Here is an 18331-nt window from a genome sequence, read left to right as displayed (position 1 = left end):
CTTGATACGCCTGCACTCAAGTTTGAGGATGACGCCACCGCGAGACCAAGCACATGTCGACGCCGCGCGCCACCATTCCGCGCTCATTTCCACCTCTATGACGCCATGTGTCGCCTGTTGACGTCGCGTGTCACTCAGCATTCCTGGACTCAGTCCATGACCCATACGGTGATGCAAATCCATTCCAGGGAGCAGGGGCGATGACCATCCAGCAGCCGACACCGATCCGCGGTGCGCGCACGCGCACCGGGCGGGCACCGACGAAGCCCCACGGGCAGTGGGCGGTCGACGGTCGCGACCCGCTCAACGCCAACGAGCAGTTCAAACTCGACGACAATGGGCTCAACGTGCGCGAGCGCATCGAGACGGTCTACGCCGCCGGCGGATTCGCCTCGATCGATCCGACAGATCTGCACGGACGCTTCCGCTGGTGGGGCCTTTACACACAGCGCAAGCCAGGGATCGACGGCGGCCGCACGGCGCAACTCGAGCCGCACGAGCTCGAAGACGAGTACTTCATGCTGCGCGTACGCATCGACGGTGGCCAACTCACCACGCAACAGTTGCGAGTGATCGGCGAGATCTCGACCGAGTTCGCCCGTGACACCGCCGACCTCACCGACCGACAGAATGTGCAGCTGCACTGGGTGCGCGTCGAGGATGTCCCCGAGATCTGGCGACGACTCGAAGAGGTCGGCCTCAGTACCACTGAGGCGTGCGGCGACGTGCCGCGTGTGGTCCTCGGCTCCCCCGTCGCGGGGATCGCCGAAGACGAGCTCATCGATCCGACCCCGCAGATCCGCGAGATCACCGACCGATTCATCGGCGACCCCACACTGGCGAACCTCCCCCGCAAGTTCAAGACGGCGATCACGGGGCACCCCAGCCAGGATGTCGTCCATGAAATCAACGACTGCGGCTTCGTCGCGGTCGTTCATCCTGAACTCGGTATCGGCTACGACCTCTGGGTGGGCGGTGCCCTTGCCGCGGTGCCGCGCCTCGGCGAGCGCCTCGGCACGTTCGTCGAGCCCGAGCGAGTCGCCGAGGTCTGGCACGGCGTCACCCAGATCTTCCGCGACTACGGCTACCGGCGGCTGCGCAACAAGGCCCGCCTGAAGTTCCTCCTCGCCGACTGGGGTGTCGAGAGATTCCGCGAGGTGTTGGAGACCGAGTACCTAGGCGCTCCGCTACCTGACGGCCCTGCCGCGCCCCGACCGAAAGGACAGGGCGATCACGTCGGCATCCACCGCCAAAAAGACGGTCGCTTCTATGTCGGCGCCGCGCCGCTGGTCGGGCGCGTGTCTGGGGCGTCCCTCACCGGACTCGCCGACCTCGCCGAAGTACACGGTTCGCACCGCATCCGCACCACGCCCTACCAGAAGCTCCTCGTGCTCGACGTGCCAGAGGCCGAAGTCCCCGCTCTCGTGGACGGGCTGGATGCCCTCGGCCTCTCGGCCAGGCCCAGCCTGTTCCGCCGGGGCACCATCGCCTGCACCGGCATCGAATACTGCAAACTCGCCATCGTCGAAACAAAGATCAACGCGGCCGATGCGATCACGCAGCTCGAGGAACGTCTCGGCGAACTCGAGCCCGAGATCGGTCAGCCCATCACCATTCATGTGAACGGATGCCCCAACTCCTGCGCCCGCATCCAGATCGCCGACATCGGCCTCAAGGGACAACTAATCACCAACGCCGCGGGCGAGCAGGTACCCGGCTACCAGGTGCACCTCGGAGGAGGACTTGCCGGTCAGGATCGCGACGAGGCCGGGCTCGGGCGCACGGTGCGCGGGCTCAAGGTCGAAGCCGACGGAATCGCCGACTACGCCGAGCGAGTGATCCGCCGTTACCTCGACGATCGAGAAGCCGCTGAGACGTTCGCGCAGTGGGCGCACCGCGCCGAAGAGGAGGCTCTGCTGTGAGCACCGCCGTGAATATTCGCCCCATACGCCGACCCGCCGCAGAGCTCCGCGCGCTCGCCGAGCGCGGTGCGCTCGAGCTGCGCAGCCGCCAGCCGGATGAGGCGGGCCCCGCCGAGGTGATCGCCTGGGTCGCCGAGAACTTCGCCGTGTCACAGGCGACCGTCGCGTGCTCGATGGCTGACGCCGCGCTCCCACACATCGTCGCCGAGCAGCTGCCCGGTGTCGACGTGTTGTTCCTTGATACCGGATACCACTTCGCCGAGACGACCTTCACCCGGGACGAAGTCGCGCGCACCCTCGACGTGCGCATCGTCGACGTCACGCCAGAGCAGTCGGTGGCGGAGCAGGATGCCGAGCACGGAAGTGACCTGTTCGCCCGCGATCCCGGCCTGTGCTGCGCACGCAGGAAAGTCGCTCCACTGCGGCGCTCGCTCGGCGAGTACGAGGTGTGGTTCACCGGCGTACGCCGCGACGAGAGCCCCACGCGTACCAACACCGAGTTGATCGTCTGGGACGAGAACAACGGACTGGTGAAGATCAACCCGGTTGCCAGCTGGAGCTTCGACGACCTGATCGACTACGCCACCAGGCACGAGGTGCCGGTGAACCCCCTGATCGCGAACGGCTACCCGTCAATCGGCTGCGCGCCGTGCACGAAGCCCGTCGCGCCCGGCGAAGACCCTCGGTCAGGTCGCTGGGCAGGACTTGCCAAGACAGAATGCGGACTGCACCTATGAGCTCACCGACCACCCTGCCCGCCAGCGCCCTGCCCGCCAGCGCCCTGTCTGCTCTCGACCTTCTCGAGGCGGAGGCGATCCACATCATCCGTGAGGTGGTCGCCGAGTTTGAGCGCCCGGTGCTGCTGTTCTCCGGCGGCAAAGACTCCGTTCTCGTGCTGCATCTGGCCACCAAGGCGTTCGCGCCAGGGCGCGTGCCATTCCCGGTGCTGCACGTCGACACCGGACACAATTTTCCCGAGGTGATCGCGTTCCGCGATGAGACCACGGCTCGTCTCGGGCTGCAGCTCGAGGTCGCCAGCGTGCAGTCGTACATCGACGACGGCCGACTCGCCGAGCGCCCAGACGGCACCCGCAACCCGCTGCAGACCCGGCCGCTACTCGATGCGATCACGGCCGGTCGTCATGACGCCGTATTCGGCGGAGCCCGCCGCGACGAGGACAAGGCCCGAGCGAAAGAGCGGATCATCTCGCTGCGAGATGAGTTCGGCCAGTGGGATCCGCGCAACCAGCGCCCTGAGCTGTGGAGTCTGTACAACGGCCGACACCTGCCGGGTCAGCACGTGCGCGCTTTTCCGATCTCCAACTGGACTGAGCTCGACGTCTGGAGATACATCGAGCGGGAGAACATCGCGCTCCCGCCGCTGTATTACGCGCACGAGCGCGAGGTGTTCCGCCGAGACGGCATGTGGTGGGGAGTCGGTGAATTCGCGGTTCCCCTCGCCGGGGAACCGACCGAGCGCCGCGTCGTCCGCTACCGGACTGTGGGCGATATGAGTTGCACGGGCGCGGTGGAATCGGATGCCGCAGACACGGCATCCGTCGTCGCCGAGGTCGCGCGCTCCACACTCACTGAACGCGGTGCGACCAGGGCCGATGATCGCATCAGCGAGGCCGCCATGGAAGATCGCAAGAAAGACGGCTACTTCTGATGACCACCGATATCTCGAGCGTTCTGTCTCGCCCCGTTCTTTCGGAGGGCGAGAGCGTGAACACACTGTTCCGCTTCGCCACTGCCGGCTCGGTCGACGACGGCAAGTCGACCCTCGTCGGCCGCCTGCTGCACGATGCGAAGGCGATCCTGGCCGACCAGCTCGAACAGGTCGCCGCGACGTCACGCCAACGCGGATTCGCACATGGCGCGTTCGATTTCGCGCTGCTCACCGACGGGCTGAGGGCCGAACGTGAGCAAGGAATCACGATCGATGTCGCGTACCGCTACTTCGCTACCGACCGGCGCAGCTTCATCCTCGCCGACTGCCCTGGCCACGTGCAGTACACGCGCAACATGGTCACCGGTGCCGCCACCGCCGACGCCGTCATCGTGCTCGTCGATGCGCGTAAGGGTGTCGTGGAGCAGACCCGCAGGCACCTGGCCGTGGTGTCGCTCCTGCGAGTCGCGCATGTGATCATCGCCGTGAACAAGATCGATCTGGTCGGCCACGACGAGAATCGCTTCACCGAGATTGAAATCGAAGCCGAGCGCGTGGCGGAACAGCTCGGGCTGCGCGGTATTCATGTCCTACCGGTGTCAGCGCTGGAGGGCGACAACATCGTTGACCGCTCCACACACACCGACTGGTACACCGGCCCCACTCTCATTGAGCTGCTGGAATCGCTGCCCAGTCTGGATGAGGCCGAGTCGGCGGCCGCTGACTTTCGCCTTCCCGTGCAGCTGGTGCTGCGACCACAGGGCGGCCTTGCACCGACGATCGACGCATCCGACGCCGAGCGGTACCGCGACTTCCGCGGATTCGCGGGCCGCATCTCGACGGGCGTCGTGCGAGTCGGCGACCGCGTCGAGGTCATCCCTGGTGGCCGAGAGACGACGATCACCGGCATCCAGATTGCGGGCAAGGACGCGGACGCCGCGACCTCACCTCAGTCGGTGACGGTCACTCTCGCCGATGAGTTGGATGCCGCACGCGGAGCGCTCATCGCTGCGGCGGGCACCGCGCCGCAGAGCGTGCGTGAGGCCGTAGTCGAGCTGTTCCAGCTGGATGAACGCGCCGTCACTCCTGGAATGAGAGTGCTCGTGAAGCACGGCACCGCGACAGTGCAGGCGCAGGTCGCGGAGGTGCTCTCACGGCGCGACCTGGAGACGCTCGTTCACGACAGCGCAACGGCTCTCGCGGTGAACGAGATCGGCCGCGTGCGGCTGCGATTTGCCGCCGATCTGCCGCTCGAACCCTACGCACACAACCGCGCGAGCGGCTCGCTGCTGCTCATCCACCCCGTCGACGGTGCCACACTCGCCGCGGCAACCGTCATCGACGAACCCTGACGTTTCCCATCCGATTCCCCATATCCACACCGCTCTTGAAGGAGGCGAAACCGTGAAGATCAACCGCACAACCACCACACTCACAGCCCTAGGACTCAGCGCCATGATGCTCGCCGGTTGCGCCTCCGCATCTGCGAACGGCGGCGGCTCGACTACGCAGACGCTCGACGAGGTCAGGCTCGGGTACTTCGCGAACGTGACCCATGCCCCAGCGCTGGTCGGAGTCGCTGAGGGACTGTTCGAAGAGGCACTCGGCGACATCGAGCTGAAGACAGAGATCTTCAATGCCGGCCCGTCTGCAATCGAGGCGCTGTCCGCAGGCGCGATAGATGCCACCTATATCGGACCCAATCCATCGATCAACACGTTCATTCAGTCGGGCGGAGTCTCGGCCAAGATCATCGCGGGCGCGACGACCGGTGGGGCAGCCCTCGTGGTCAGGGATGGCATCGACTCCGTCGCAGATCTGGCCGGTACGAACATCGCAAGCCCGCAGCTGGGCAACACCCAGGACGTCGCGTTGCGCAGCTGGCTGGCAGACGAGGGCTTCGAGACGTCGACCTCCGGCGACGGCGAGGTGACGGTCACCCCGACCGAGAATGCGCAGACGCTCACCCTCTTCCAACAGGGGCGACTCGACGGCGCTTGGCTGCCAGAGCCTTGGGTCTCTCGACTCATCGTGGAGGCGGGCGCTCACGTGCTCGTCGACGAGGCCGACCTGTGGCCAGCTGGCGCTTTCCCGACCACGGTGCTGCTCGTGCGTGCCGAATTCGCCGAGGAACACCCAGAGGTCGTTGAGGAGCTGCTAGCGGGGCACATTGCCGCCATTTCGTGGCTCGATGAGAACGCCGAGGAGGCGCCCGCCGTGATCAATGCCGCGCTCGAAGAAGCGACCGGCAAGAAGCTGTCCGACGAGGTGCTCGCCGGCGCGTTGGAGAGCACATCGTTCAGCGTCGACCCGCATGCGGATACCTTCACGACTCTCGTCGAGAACGGCCTGGCAGCCGGTACCCAGAAGGAGGGTTCGATCGATGGCCTCTTTGACCTCCGCGCACTGAACTCGATCCTCGAAGAGAACGGCCAGGAGACCGTCTCGGCCGCCGGGCTCGGAGAAGAGTGATGAGCGCGCCCGCGGGGAAAACACTGACTCAGGACGCCACGTCTCCGGATGCCCTGTCTCCGGATGCACTGTCCACGACATTAGCCCCGAGCTTCGACGGCGTCGCACCGGCGACGGCGCAGGCGGAGCCGGTCGATGCCGCGGTGCGCATCTCCCACGTGACCAAGCGCTACGGCACCGGACCAATCGTCCTCGATGACATCTCGCTCGATATTGCCCCCGGTGAATTCGTGTGCTTGCTCGGAGCATCCGGCTGCGGAAAATCGACGCTGCTCAACCTGATCGCGGGTCTCGAACCGGTCTCCGCCGGCACGATCGGTACGCCACCGGGAGGCGCTGCGGTGATGTTCCAGGAATCTGCGCTGATGCCGTGGATGACTGCACGGAGCAATGTGGAACTCGCGCTGCGACTTCGTGGCGTTCCTCGGCGCGAACGCCGCGAAGAGGCGATGCGCCTGCTGGCGACGGTCAATCTCACCGATGCTGCGGACAAACGGCCGCACGAACTGTCGGGCGGGATGCGGCAACGCGTCGCCCTTGCCCGCGCGCTCGCCCAGGATCGCTCTGTGCTGTTGATGGATGAGCCTTTCGCCGCGCTCGACGCCATCACCCGCGATCTGCTGCACGGAGAACTGGAACGCGTGTGGCGCGCGACCGGGCGCACCATCGTGTTCGTCACACACAACGTGCGAGAGGCGGCGCGACTCGGACAGCGGGTGATCTTGCTCTCCAGCAGACCAGGACGCATCGTCGGCCAGTGGCATGTCGACTCCACTACGGGGCGGCGCATCGAGTCTCCTGAGGTCTCCGCTCTCGCGACCGAGATCACCGCCGAGTTGCGCAAGGAGATTCGACGCAATGCTGCCTGAGACCACCGCTCCCCCCACCGAGCCTGCGGAAAGCGTCTCCGCGACGCCCCTCGCTGATGCGACCGACGACTTGCGTACCCTCTCCGCTGGTCTTGACCGGCTGCAGAGTGACGAGGTTGCTCGCCGTTCCCGCTGGCGCAGCGGTTTGGCGAAGACTCTGCCTCCGATCGTGCTGCTCGTTGTGCTGCTCGTCGCCTGGCAGCTGTACACCGTCATCGCGAACCCCCGACCCGATATCTCCCCCGGCCCCCTCCAAGTGGCCGGAGCGCTCGGCGATGCGTGGGAGTCAGGACGGCTGCAGGAGGCCGTGCTCACCAGCCTCGAGCGCGGCATCATCGGCTTCCTCATCGCAATCGTGGTGGGCACCCCGCTCGGGCTGATGCTCGCCGAATGGCGACCGCTGCGACGCGCCGCAGGCCCCCTGATCTCCGGACTCCAGGTGCTGCCATCAGTCGCGTGGGTACCCGCCGCGATCATCTGGTTCGGCCTGTCCGACGCCACCGTCTACTTCGTCATCCTGATGGGTGCGATCCCCTCAATCGTCAACGGACTGCTGTCCGGCATCGACAGTGTCCCTCCGCAGCTACGCCAGGTGGGCGTTGTGCTCGGTGCAAGCCGCTGGCAGTTGGCCACGGTCGTGGTTCTGCCGGCCGCGCTCCCCGGCTATGTCGCCGGCCTCAAGCAGGGTTGGGCTTTCTCCTGGCGATCGCTGATGGCCGCCGAGATCATCGCCGTAGGCGGATCGATCGGCTTCGGCCTCGGGTCGATGCTGCAGCAGTCCCGCGAGCTGTCCGATCTGGCCGGCGTGCTCGGCACGATTCTCCTGATCCTCGGCATCGGCATCCTGATCGAGCTTGCGCTGTTCGGCCCGCTCGAGCGACGGATGCTGCGCAGCCGCGGCCTCGCACTGGGAGATGCCAGGTGACCGGGCGCGTCACGCTCGTCGGCGCCGGTCCTGGCGACGCCGGGCTGCTCACCCTTCGAGGTTTGCGCGCGCTGCAGGAAGCAGACGTGATCGTCGCCGACCGGCTCGGCGCACGACAGGTGCTCGCGCAGCTCGCCGCGGAGGGCGTGCAGGTGCGCGCCGAGGTCATCGATGTCGGCAAACTGCCAGGACACCACCCGGTGCCACAGGACGGCATCAATGACCTGCTGGTGCAGCTCGCGTCAGAGGGGCAACGCGTCGTGCGGCTGAAAGGCGGCGACCCGTTTGTGTTCGGCCGAGGCCGCGAGGAGCAGCTCTTCTGCGAAGCGGCCGGCATCACCGTAGACGTCGTGCCCGGTGTCACCAGCGCCATCTCGGTGCCAGCGGTCGCCGGCATCCCGCTCACCCACCGGGGCATCTCGACCTCGTTCACCGTGGTCAGCGGCCATGATCAGCTTGCGCGGGTTCCGGGAGGCGCCGAACACACCGTCGTCCTACTGATGGGGGTTGGCACCCTCGGTCACTCCGCACACGTGCTCACCGCGGGTGCCCGTGGGGCAGGCTGCCCCGTCGCGATCATCGAGGACGGATACGGCGAACACCAGCGCGTGACCATCGGCACGCTCGGTACGATCGTGCAGCTGGCCGCGGCACGCCAGGTGCGCTCCCCCGCCGTCGTGGTGGTCGGCGATGTCGTCACGCTCAGCCCGCACGCGGCATCCGCTCTGTCGGCGCCCGCCGACGCGGCATCCGACCACTCCTCCGGCCGTTCCCGCTGGGCCGACGCATTCGATGCGGGACTCGCCGTCGACACCGGACTGATCCAAGCCGTCGAATCGGCGCTGGATCCGACATCCTCCCGATCCACCGTGTTCTCCCGAACCCCGTTCTCTCGCACTCGCTGAGCCTGCAGCCCGAAAGGCTTCCTTCGCCATGACCTCCTCTTCTTCTGTCCTCGCCCTGCGCATCGCTATCGTCGGTGCTGGCCCCGCCGGTATCTACGCAGGCAATCTGCTGGCCGGAGCCGTCGCCGACCGCGGTGGGCGCGTCGAGATTGACCTGTTCGAGTCGCTGCCCGCTCCCTATGGGCTGATCCGCTACGGCGTCGCGCCCGACCACCCGCGAATCAAGGGCATCGTGAACTCGCTGCACGAGATGCTCGACGCGTTCCCTACGCAGATCGATGGCGAACCGGCGCCGACCCGCCGCACAATCCGCTTCATCGGCAACGTCGAGGTCGGTCGCGACATCTCCCTCGACGAGCTGCGCGAGAGCTACCACGCAGTGATCCTCGCCACCGGAGCGATCCGCGATGCCGCCCTCGACATCCCCGGCACGCAACTGCCAGGCTCGTACGGCGCCGCCGACTTCGTCGCCTGGTTCGACGGCCATCCAGATGTAACGCGCACCTGGCCGCTGGATGCCACATCCATCGCCGTAATCGGTAATGGCAACGTCGCCCTCGATGTGGCGCGCGTGCTCGCAAAGCACCCCGTCGACCTGCGCTCCACCGAGGTGCCGGACAACGTCCTCGCCGGGTTGGAGTTGTCTGCAGTGACAGACGTGCACGTGTTCGGGCGGCGGGGGCCCGCCGACATCAAGTTCACGCCCATCGAGCTCCGCGAGCTCGGCGACGTGAACGACGTCGACATCGTGCTGCACGACGAAGACTTCGACGGCGTCGACCCCGCGGCCGCGGCTAACAACCAGCTGAAAGTCATGCTGCGCACGCTGAACGGCTGGCGGGATCGGCCGCAGGGCGAAGCATCTCGCCGCCTGCACCTGCATTTCTGGCACACGCCCGTCGAGATCACCGGCAAAGAGAAGGTCGATGGCATCCGCTTCGCGCGCACGCAAACGGATGCCGACGGCAACCTGGTGCAGACGGGCGAAGAGCGCGAGTACCAGGTGCAGGCGGTCTATCGCGCGGTCGGGTACTACGGCACTCGGGTCGTCGATGCGCCGTTCGACGAGGCCCGCGGTGTCGTGCCCAACGTCGGAGGCCGGGTCGACGACGAAGCCGGACTGTATGCCACCGGCTGGATCAAGCGCGGGCCGGTCGGGCTCATCGGGCACACGAAGTCCGACGCGCTCGAGACGATCACGAACCTGCTGGCGGATGCAGAGGCGGGCCTGCTCACCGCGCCTATCGCCGTGGACGACGTGCTGAATGTGCTCGACGAGCGCGACACCGCGTACACGACCTGGGACGGCTGGCTGGCCCTCGATGCGCATGAACGTCGTCTCGGTCAGACGCACACGCATACCCGCGAGCGGGTCAAGCTTGTGCCGCGCGAGGAGCAGGTCACAGTGTCGCGAGACGGAGCGTTCGTCCGGTGACCTATGTGATTGCACTGCCCTGTGTCGATGTGAAGGACCGTGCGTGCATCGACGAGTGCCCGGTGGATTGCATCTACGAGGGTGAGCGTTCGCTGTACATCCACCCGGACGAGTGTGTGGACTGTGGTGCGTGCGAACCGGTGTGTCCTGTGGAGGCGATCTACTACGAGGATGACGTGCCCGAAGAGTGGCAGGACTACTACGCGGCGAATGTCGAGTTCTTCGAGGAGATCGGTTCCCCCGGCGGGGCCGCCAAAGTCGGCGTTTACGCATTCGACCACCCGCTCGTCGCGGCTCTTGCACCTCAGGGGGATGCGCATGGCTGAGCCTGCGGAGTACGACGCGATCATCGTGGGCGGCGGACCGGCCGGCCTCTCGGCCGCACTCAACCTGGGCCGAGCGCTGGTTCGGGTGCTGGTGATTGACGCCGATCGCCCGCGCAACGCCGCCACGTTGAACTCACACGGCTTCCTCACCCGCGACGGCATGCCGCCGCAGGAACTGCGCCGAATCGCGCGTGAGGAGCTCACTGCCTACCCGAATGTCGAGGTACGCACGCGGATGCGAGTCGCCTCAATTCGCAGGACGGATGCGCGTGCGACGGATGCCGGATTCACCGCAGCCATCGGCAGACGAGAGCCCACCGAGGTTGTCGCTGCGCGGGCCGTGCTGCTGGCGACCGGACTGCGCGAGACACTCCCCGAGGTGCCGAATCTGCGCGGCTACTACGGCATCAGCCTGTTCAGCTGCGCGGCGTGCGACGGCTGGGAACTGCGGGACCAACGGCTCGCCCTCATCGGGGAGTCGGCCGACCTCGCGGATCGGGCACGACTCATCGCTCGATGGACCAGAAACCTCACCGTTTTCACCAATGGCACAGGTGTCGTCACAACGATCCAGGAGGCCGAACTCGCCGCTGCCGGCGTCGCCGTGCTGCGGCAGCCGATCGCTGAGCTACGCGGCGAACGTGGCCAGCTGGAATCGGTGCGGCTCGCTGACGGTACCGTGGTTTCGCTCGACGGCGGGTTCGTGCGCCCGGCATGGGAAAGCGACCTGTCGTTCCTCGACGGCATCACTCCCGCCCTCGACAGCGCCGGGCATCTGCTCACCGACCGCTCAGGACGAACTGACGTGCCAGGGCTCTATGCGGCCGGTGACGTCGCGGCTCCTGGGCCTCAGCAGCTCATCGTTGCTGCCGGCGCTGGTGCGCGGGTGGCTGCGGTGCTCGTGCACGACACGATCGGCGTGGCCACCGCGCACTGATACGGGTCCGCGCCGTCGCTCGGTCACTTCCCGCCAGGAGGGCCGACCATCAGCAGTACCACGTAGAGAACGACGATCGCCGCGACCAGCAACAGGACGAGCACCCACGGGCGGTTCAGGAACCAGCGCATCAGGCGGTCATACCACCGACGGTCGCGCGGATCGTCACCGGCATCCAAACGCCAGTCGCCCTGCAGCCGACCGGAGCGATGCAGCCAGATCTCCATCGGGATCGTCGCATAGGGAACGATCGCGCTGGCGACTGCGAGCACGCCGACTCCGATCGACCAGCGCTGGTTGAACGCCACGAGGATCGCCGTCGCACCATAGGAGAGAAAGACGAAGCCGTGAATGCCTCCGCCGATCGTCACGACAATCCCCGGGGCTCCGAGCGCCCGAGCGATCAGGGCGGCGATCAGGATCGTCCATGTGATGGCCTCGGCGACCGCGAGGACGCGGTAGAGACGGGCAGGCGTACGGAACATCGTGCTCCTTGTAGATCGGGGTCCTTCCAGCGTACGGGGGCTCGCGGAGCGTCGCCGACGCGCTCTGAGCAGTCGCGGCACAGGCGAGGCTACGAGGCACCCCAGAAGCACAGCCCGCCAGCCACCAGCAGAATGACCCACGAGATGTGCCGTCCTCGTGTGAACCAGATCGGAAGCACCGAACTCAGGATGAAGGTGGATCCGATCACCATGAGCACGGTCGACGCGGGCGCACCCAGCGCGATGACGAAGAGCACACCGGCGAGACCCAGGAAGAGGACGGTCGTGATGTGCCACGCGAACCGGATCGTCCCAGCGGTGAAAGACGTACCTCCGAACAAGTGGGGAAGGTCATGCGTCAGCAGCCAGCCGATGATGTGCTTCTCGCCGAGGATCGAGTGCGCGACACCGAGCACCGCGATGAGGACAGCGGCGGCGATGAGCGCGATCGTGATCATGACCCTGAGCGTAGCCAAACTGTCGATTGCGCTCCGTCCGGAATAGCCGCGCGCCTCCCGACGTTGGCGACAGAGGCGAGCGGACCTACCCTTCCTTCTCAGCCGGGCGCCGATATTGTTGCCCACGGTGACAGCGCAGTCTGCGCGCCACCCCCGTTCTCTACCATCGAAGAGCCATGTCTACATCTCTGACCACATCCGAAGCCCACACGCGCTGGCGATCCGAACGGCGCGACGCAGTGACTGCGCCGACCGGCAACCTCGCGCTCATCGAGACGCGTTGGACCGGCAGCTCTCGCCCCGACCTCGCCGCCGAGCACGCCCCGGTATCGGTCACGCTCACATCGCTCGAGCGCAAGAATCTCACGACCGGTGAGGCCGAATACGGTCTGCGCGTCTGGGATGCCGAGTCTCCGGCGATCAGCGCATTCGTTGCCATCGACACCTATGAGTACGACCCCGCATGGGTCATCGAGGCGCAGTTCACGCCGGTCGGCACCGACCGCACCGTGCCGTTCGAGCACATCCGCGACAACGGTGGCACGCGCGACCTTGTCGTGCCGGGTGACATCACCTTCACCCGTGACGGCATCGAGCACCGTCTTGCGGCGTTCGATGACGGCGGCACTCTCTTGCTGGTGTTCGGCGACACCACGAACGGCGAGGAGACGTACGGCGCTGGCCGCTTCCTCTTCGTCCATCGCGACGAGGACTTCGGCGACGGTGGAACCGTCACCCTCGACTTCAATCGTGCCTTCGTGCCGCCGTGCGGCTTCTCCGCGCAGTACAACTGCCCGATGCCGCCCCCGCAGAACCGCTTCGCCGAGCCGATCCGCGCTGGCGAGAAGAACGTCATCTTCCGCGGCGGCTTCGACATCTACGCCGCGATCTGATCAACCCCACCCGAACACCCGCCCAGGAGAACACCCTTGAGAAGACCACTCGCGCTTGCCGCGGCCATCGCCGTCTCGGCACTCGCCCTCGCCGGTTGCGCATCCGGCAGCACCGGTTCTGACGGCGACAGCGCCGACGCATCCGTCTACATCGGCTCGCTCTACGAGCCGCAAAACCTGAGCAACACGCAGGGCGGCGGGCAGGGCGTCACCGAGGCCTTCAACGGCAACGTCTACGAGGGGCTCTACAAGCTCACCGACGACGGAGAGGTCGAGCCGCTGCTCGCCGAGAGCGAGACGACGAGCGACGACGGGCTGACGTACACGATCACGCTGCGCGACGACGTGACGTTCCACTCCGGCAAGGCCCTCACGTCCGCCGACGTGAAGGCGAGCGTCGAGGCAGTCACCGCCGAGGACTCGCAGTCCGCGCGTGCCTCCGCTTTCACGGTTATCTCCGGCATCGAGACCCCGGATGACGCGACCGTCGTCTTCACTCTCTCTGAGCCCTCGATCTCGTTCCTGTACAACCTCGCCTACATCTGGATCGTTAACGGCGATGCCGAAGACCTCACCACGACCGAGGACGGCACCGGCCCCTACACGCTCGACGAGTGGAAGCAGGGCAGCACCCTGACTCTCACCCGCTGGGATGACTACTGGGGTGATGCTGCGACGAACGCCGAGGTCGTGTTCACTTATTACACCGACGCGACGGCGCAGAACAATGCGCTGCTCACCGGCGAGATCGACATCATTACGAGCGTTCAGAGCCCGGATGCGATCGACCAGTTCGACACTGATGCCTTCACGATCAGTGAGGGTACGTCGACCACGAAGGAACTCCTCGCCTTCAATGACCGCACAGCGCCCTTCGACGACCCGCTGGTCCGCAAGGCGATCTACTCGGCGGTCGACACCGAGAAGCTCCTGACTTCGATCTGGGCCGACTACGGTACGGTCATCGGCTCAATGGTTCCGCCAACCGACCCCTGGTACGAGGACCTCACCGACGTGAACCCGTACGACCTCGATCTCGCGAAGCAGCAGCTCACCGAGGCGGGCTTCCCCGACGGCTTCGAGTTCACTCTCGACACCCCGAGCTACGACCCACACCCCGCCGTTGCGGAGTTCCTCCAGTCGCAGCTCGCCGAAATCGGCGTGACGGTGAACATCAACACCATCAGCGCGGACGAGTGGTACACGAAGGTCTTCAAGGATCGCGACTTCGAGGCGACGCTGCAGGAGCACGTGAACGACCGTGACGTCGTCTGGTACGGCAACCCGGACTTCTACTGGGGCTACGACAACGCCGATGTGCAGCAGTGGGTCGCCGAGGCCGAGCAGGCTGCGACTCCCGATGAGCAGACCGAGCTGTTGAAGAAGGTGAACCGGCAGATCGCCGAGGACGCCGCCAGCGTGTGGCTCTACCTGTACCCGCAGATCGTCGTCGCCTCGGCTGACGTCACCGGATATCCTGTCAATGGCCTGAACTCGCAGTTCTTCGCCTACGACATCGTCAAATCCTGATCCGCTCGCAGTGTGTGTGAGATTCGCGGACAGCGACCCTCACACACACTGACTCATTGCGTGCTCATGCTTCCCTATCTCCTCCGCCGCTCGGCCTTTCTCGTGGTGTCGCTCGTCGTCGCCATGGTGGTCATCTTCGTGCTGCTCCGGCTCCTGCCGGGAGACCCGGCGAACGCACTGCTCTCGGTGGACGCCACCCCGGAGCAGATCGCTGCCGCCCGTGCACAGGTGGGCTCAGATCTGCCACTCGCACAGCAGTTCCTGACCTGGGCTGGGCAGATGGTGCGCTTCGATCTCGGCAACTCGTACATCAGCACTCTGCCGGTGGCGCCGGAGATCGCGTCCCGCCTACTCATCACCCTGCCGCTCACGCTGCTCTCCTTCGCACTCGCGCTGGTCGTCTCCGTGATCATCGGCATCACTGCGGCCGTCAAGGCGGACCGCTGGTACGGCGCGGTGCTTTCCGGGTTCTCGCAGCTCGGGATCGCCGTGCCGGTGTTCTGGGTGGGAATGATCCTGGTCTGGATCTTTGCGCTCGGTCTCGGCATCCTTCCATCCGGCGGATTCCCGCGGGATGACTGGGCCGACCCCGCCGAAGCGCTGCGCTCACTCACGCTGCCCATCATCACCATCGCGTTCGTGATGAGCGCGTCCCTTGCGCGCTATGTGCGCGCGGCGACGCTCGACGTACTCGGCAGCGATTATCTGCGTACCGCCCGCGCCGGTGGTTCCGGCCTCGGCGAGGCTCTGCTGCGCCACGGGCTGCGCAACGGGGCCGTCCCCGTCGTCGCCGTGCTCGGCATCGAGCTGTCGACCACACTGCTCGGCGCGGTCGTGGTGGAGAGCGTCTTCACGCTTCCTGGCCTCGGCAGCATGCTGCTGACCGGGATCGAGCAGCACGACTTCGCGAACATTCAGGGGGTGCTCGTGGTCAGCACCCTGTTCGTCCTCCTCGTCGGCTTCGTCGCCGACATCGGCCAGCGACTCATCGACCCTCGGCTACGCGCGACAGTGGCAGGCAACCGATGAGCGCCGTCATCGAACAGCAGATCGAGGATGCCGCGCCGCGGCGTCGCATCGGCCGCCACACGACCCTCGTACTCGGACTCTGCCTGACCGGCGCCGTCGTGCTGGTTGCCCTCGTCTCACTGTGCTGGCTCCCGTACCCGCCATCCGACATCAGCGGTGGGAGGCTCGAACCGCCGAGCGCCGCACACCTGCTCGGCACCGACAAGCTTGGCCGCGACCTGTTCACGCAGCTCATGGTCGGTTCGCGGATCGCCCTGCTCGTCGGGCTCGGCTCCGTCGCGCTGGCCGCGTTCCTCGGCATCCTCGTCGGCCTCATCGCGGCGTTCGCGCGCCCGTGGGTCGACGACTCGCTGTCCGCCACCCTCGACGTGGTGATCGCGTTCCCCGTGCTGTTGCTGGCGATGCTCGTGGTCGCGGTTCAGGGCGCGTCGCTGTGGTCGGCGATCCTCGCCATCGGTCTCGCCATGTCAGCGGTTGTGGCCCGGCTCACTCGCATCCTCGCGCGTCGGGTGCTGCACGAGCAGTTCATCACGGCCGCGCGCACGAGCGGCACGCGGTGGCCGGGCATCGTCGTCTTCCACGTGCTCCCGAACATCGCACCGACACTGGGCGTGAACCTCGCGCTCCAGTTCGGTGCCGCGGTGCTCGCGGAGGCCAGCCTGTCGTACCTCGGCCTCGGCGCGCCGCCGCCCAACGCGTCCTGGGGGCGCCTGCTCCAAGAGGCGCAAGGCACAGTGATGACCGCCCCCGTCGGCGCGATCGCCCCCGGCATCGCGCTGGTCGCCCTTGTCCTCGGCGTCAACTTCATCGCCGATGGGCTGCGCGACTTCATCGACCCGACACGCAGGAGGACCCGATGAGCCTCCTCGATGTCGCCGGCCTCACCGTCACCGCTGGGCAGAAGCGCCTGGTCGACGACGTGTCATTCACCATCTCCGCCGGAGAGCGGCTCGGCGTGATCGGCGAATCCGGCTCAGGGAAGTCGGTGACTTCACTCGCTATAACCGGGCTGCTGGGAGATTCACTCACCGCGTCGGGATCGGTGCTGCTCGACGCCGTCCAGGTGATCGGCGCGTCCGACCGCACCCTTCGGCCACTGCGCGGACGGGTCGCGGCGGTGCTGTTCCAAGAGCCACTGACCGCGCTCGATCCGCTCATGCGGGTCGAGCGCCAGATTGCAGAACCCATGCGACGTCACCTAGGGCTGCGCGGAGGTGTGCTTCGCGATGCTGTGCGCACCGCCCTTACGGATGTCGCGCTCACCGATCCGCGTATCGCGACAGCATTCCCGCACGAGCTTTCCGGTGGGCAGCGCCAGCGAGTCGCGACGGCGATCGCCCTCGCCGCCTGCCCGCGGCTGCTCATCGCCGACGAGCCGACGACCGCACTCGACGTGACCGTCCAGGACGAGATCCTCACACTGCTCGACCGTCTCGTCGCCGAGCGCGGCATGGCGCTGCTGTTCATCAGCCACGATCTCGCCGTCGTCTCGCGGATGACCGACCGGGTGGTCGTGATGCGCCAAGGTCGCGCCGTGGAGCAGGGACCGATCGCGCGGGTTGTCGGCGACCCTCACGATCCGTACACGACGGCGCTCGTGGCGAGCGCACGAGCCCTGGATGCCGCGCTCGACGGCCCGGCCGGCACGCCCGGACCCGATGCGACCGGACCCGACGCACCCCGTCCCGATGCGACCGACGGGAGCATCCGATGAGCATCCTCGAACTGAAGGACGCGGGCTTCGCCTATGGCGCGCGCACGGTCGTCGATGGGATCTCGCTCTCCGTCTCGGCGGGAGAGGCCATCGGCCTAGTCGGCGAATCCGGCGCGGGCAAGTCGACGATCCTCTCGCTGCTGCTCGGGCTCGCAACGCCACGATCTGGATCGGTACTCTTCGACGGCGCCCCGCTCGATCGGCGCGACCGGCGTCTCATGCGCCGCTTCCGCGCCGACGTGCAGACGGTGTTCCAGGACCCGTATTCCTCACTCGATCCTCGTCAGCGCATCGATCGGACCGTGGGCGAGCCGCTGCGCTCGCTCGGAATCGCGCGCGGTGACGAGGCACGCCATGCGGTGACGGAGGCGGTCACGTCCGTCGGCCTCGACCCGGATGTGCTGCGGCGGCACCCCCATGAGTTCTCGGGCGGTCAGCGTCAGCGCATCGCCATCGCACGCGCGATCGTGTCGAAGCCACGAGTCCTGCTCGCGGATGAGCCGGTGAGCGCGCTGGATGTCACCACTCGCATCCAGGTGATCGAGCTGCTCGACCGACTGCGCAAGGACACCGGGCTCGCGCTCATCATGGTCTCCCATGATCTGAGCGCCGTCGCCGCTCTCTGCGAGCAGACGGTCGTGCTCCGAGACGGCCGGGTCGTCGAGGACGGCACCACTCGGGGCATTCTCGATTCACCGCAGACGGACTACACCCGCACTCTTGTGGCCGCCATCCCCCGGCTTCCCCGCGCTCTCTGAGCGC

The 18331-nt window shown here is 66.7% G+C and carries 19 protein-coding genes; 17 read left to right on the top strand and 2 right to left on the bottom strand.

Features of this window, described 5'->3' with window-relative positions:
* Positions 1–200 precede the first annotated feature (200 nt).
* From AC1C2O_RS14465 to AC1C2O_RS14415, 11 genes are read left to right on the top strand one after another with little or no spacing between them, the layout of a single operon-like run.
* Positions 201–1922 (top strand): nitrite/sulfite reductase, encoded by a 1722-nt coding sequence (locus AC1C2O_RS14465; protein ID WP_495431137.1) that lies wholly within the window; start codon positions 201–203, stop codon positions 1920–1922.
* On the top strand, positions 1919–2659 hold the full coding sequence (locus AC1C2O_RS14460) for a phosphoadenylyl-sulfate reductase (RefSeq protein ID WP_495431136.1): 741 nt from the start codon (positions 1919–1921) through the stop codon (positions 2657–2659). Before AC1C2O_RS14465 ends, AC1C2O_RS14460 begins: the two co-directional genes overlap by 4 nt.
* The gene (cysD, locus tag AC1C2O_RS14455) at positions 2656–3591 is read left to right on the top strand and encodes a sulfate adenylyltransferase subunit CysD (protein ID WP_495431135.1); all 936 of its coding nucleotides are present in this window, start codon (positions 2656–2658) and stop codon (positions 3589–3591) included. The genes AC1C2O_RS14460 and cysD overlap by 4 nt, the downstream gene beginning before the upstream one ends.
* Positions 3591–4943: a sulfate adenylyltransferase subunit 1 gene (locus AC1C2O_RS14450; protein WP_495431134.1), complete on the top strand. Its 1353-nt coding sequence runs from the start codon at positions 3591–3593 to the stop codon at positions 4941–4943. Before cysD ends, AC1C2O_RS14450 begins: the two co-directional genes overlap by 1 nt.
* Positions 4944–4995: 52 nt before the next feature.
* Positions 4996–6063, top strand: coding sequence for an ABC transporter substrate-binding protein (locus tag AC1C2O_RS14445; protein ID WP_495431133.1), 1068 nt, complete (start codon positions 4996–4998; stop codon positions 6061–6063).
* A complete protein-coding gene (locus AC1C2O_RS14440) occupies positions 6063–6932 on the top strand; it encodes an ABC transporter ATP-binding protein (protein ID WP_495431132.1) in 870 nt (289 codons plus the stop codon). Before AC1C2O_RS14445 ends, AC1C2O_RS14440 begins: the two co-directional genes overlap by 1 nt.
* Positions 6922–7857 carry an ABC transporter permease gene (locus AC1C2O_RS14435; protein WP_495431131.1) on the top strand — a complete coding sequence of 312 codons (936 nt, stop codon included), beginning with the start codon at positions 6922–6924 and terminating at the stop codon, positions 7855–7857. Before AC1C2O_RS14440 ends, AC1C2O_RS14435 begins: the two co-directional genes overlap by 11 nt.
* Positions 7854–8762, top strand: a complete 909-nt coding sequence (gene cobA, locus AC1C2O_RS14430; RefSeq protein WP_495431130.1) for a uroporphyrinogen-III C-methyltransferase — start codon at positions 7854–7856, stop codon at positions 8760–8762. The genes AC1C2O_RS14435 and cobA overlap by 4 nt, the downstream gene beginning before the upstream one ends.
* Before the next feature lie 28 nt (positions 8763–8790).
* A complete protein-coding gene (locus AC1C2O_RS14425) occupies positions 8791–10197 on the top strand; it encodes an FAD-dependent oxidoreductase (protein ID WP_495431129.1) in 1407 nt (468 codons plus the stop codon).
* The gene (fdxA, locus tag AC1C2O_RS14420) at positions 10194–10523 is read left to right on the top strand and encodes a ferredoxin (RefSeq protein ID WP_495431128.1); all 330 of its coding nucleotides are present in this window, start codon (positions 10194–10196) and stop codon (positions 10521–10523) included. The genes AC1C2O_RS14425 and fdxA overlap by 4 nt, the downstream gene beginning before the upstream one ends.
* Positions 10516–11460: an NAD(P)/FAD-dependent oxidoreductase gene (locus AC1C2O_RS14415; RefSeq protein ID WP_495431127.1), complete on the top strand. Its 945-nt coding sequence runs from the start codon at positions 10516–10518 to the stop codon at positions 11458–11460. Before fdxA ends, AC1C2O_RS14415 begins: the two co-directional genes overlap by 8 nt.
* 23 nt (positions 11461–11483) lie before the next feature.
* On the opposite strand, the gene AC1C2O_RS14410 is transcribed toward AC1C2O_RS14415, so the two are convergent.
* Both AC1C2O_RS14410 and AC1C2O_RS14405 read right to left on the bottom strand, forming a co-directional pair.
* Complete coding sequence (locus AC1C2O_RS14410; RefSeq protein WP_495431126.1) at positions 11484–11945, bottom strand: DUF3817 domain-containing protein; 462 nt, start codon at positions 11943–11945, stop codon at positions 11484–11486.
* Positions 11946–12034: 89 nt separating this feature from the next.
* Entirely contained in the window at positions 12035–12403 is a 369-nt protein-coding gene (locus AC1C2O_RS14405; RefSeq protein ID WP_495431125.1) for a hypothetical protein, read from the bottom strand.
* Positions 12404–12579: 176 nt separating this feature from the next.
* On the opposite strand from AC1C2O_RS14405, the gene AC1C2O_RS14400 reads away from it, so the two are divergent.
* From AC1C2O_RS14400 to AC1C2O_RS14375, 6 genes are all read left to right on the top strand, one after another.
* Positions 12580–13296: a DUF1684 domain-containing protein gene (locus AC1C2O_RS14400; RefSeq protein ID WP_495431124.1), complete on the top strand. Its 717-nt coding sequence runs from the start codon at positions 12580–12582 to the stop codon at positions 13294–13296.
* Positions 13297–13332: 36 nt separating this feature from the next.
* Positions 13333–14826, top strand: coding sequence for an ABC transporter substrate-binding protein (locus AC1C2O_RS14395; protein WP_495431123.1), 1494 nt, complete (start codon positions 13333–13335; stop codon positions 14824–14826).
* Between the two features lie 66 nt (positions 14827–14892).
* On the top strand, positions 14893–15855 hold the full coding sequence (locus AC1C2O_RS14390) for an ABC transporter permease (protein WP_495431746.1): 963 nt from the start codon (positions 14893–14895) through the stop codon (positions 15853–15855).
* A complete protein-coding gene (locus tag AC1C2O_RS14385) occupies positions 15852–16715 on the top strand; it encodes an ABC transporter permease (RefSeq protein ID WP_495431122.1) in 864 nt (287 codons plus the stop codon). Before AC1C2O_RS14390 ends, AC1C2O_RS14385 begins: the two co-directional genes overlap by 4 nt.
* The gene (locus AC1C2O_RS14380) at positions 16712–17569 is read left to right on the top strand and encodes an ATP-binding cassette domain-containing protein (protein WP_495431121.1); all 858 of its coding nucleotides are present in this window, start codon (positions 16712–16714) and stop codon (positions 17567–17569) included. Before AC1C2O_RS14385 ends, AC1C2O_RS14380 begins: the two co-directional genes overlap by 4 nt.
* Positions 17566–18327, top strand: a complete 762-nt coding sequence (locus tag AC1C2O_RS14375; RefSeq protein WP_495431120.1) for an ABC transporter ATP-binding protein — start codon at positions 17566–17568, stop codon at positions 18325–18327. Before AC1C2O_RS14380 ends, AC1C2O_RS14375 begins: the two co-directional genes overlap by 4 nt.
* The last annotated feature ends 4 nt before the right edge of the window (positions 18328–18331 follow it).

This window comes from Microbacterium sp. Y355, assembly GCF_059445345.1.
Note: the sequence above shows the minus strand (reverse complement) of the source record. Positions and strands in the feature narration are given on the sequence as shown.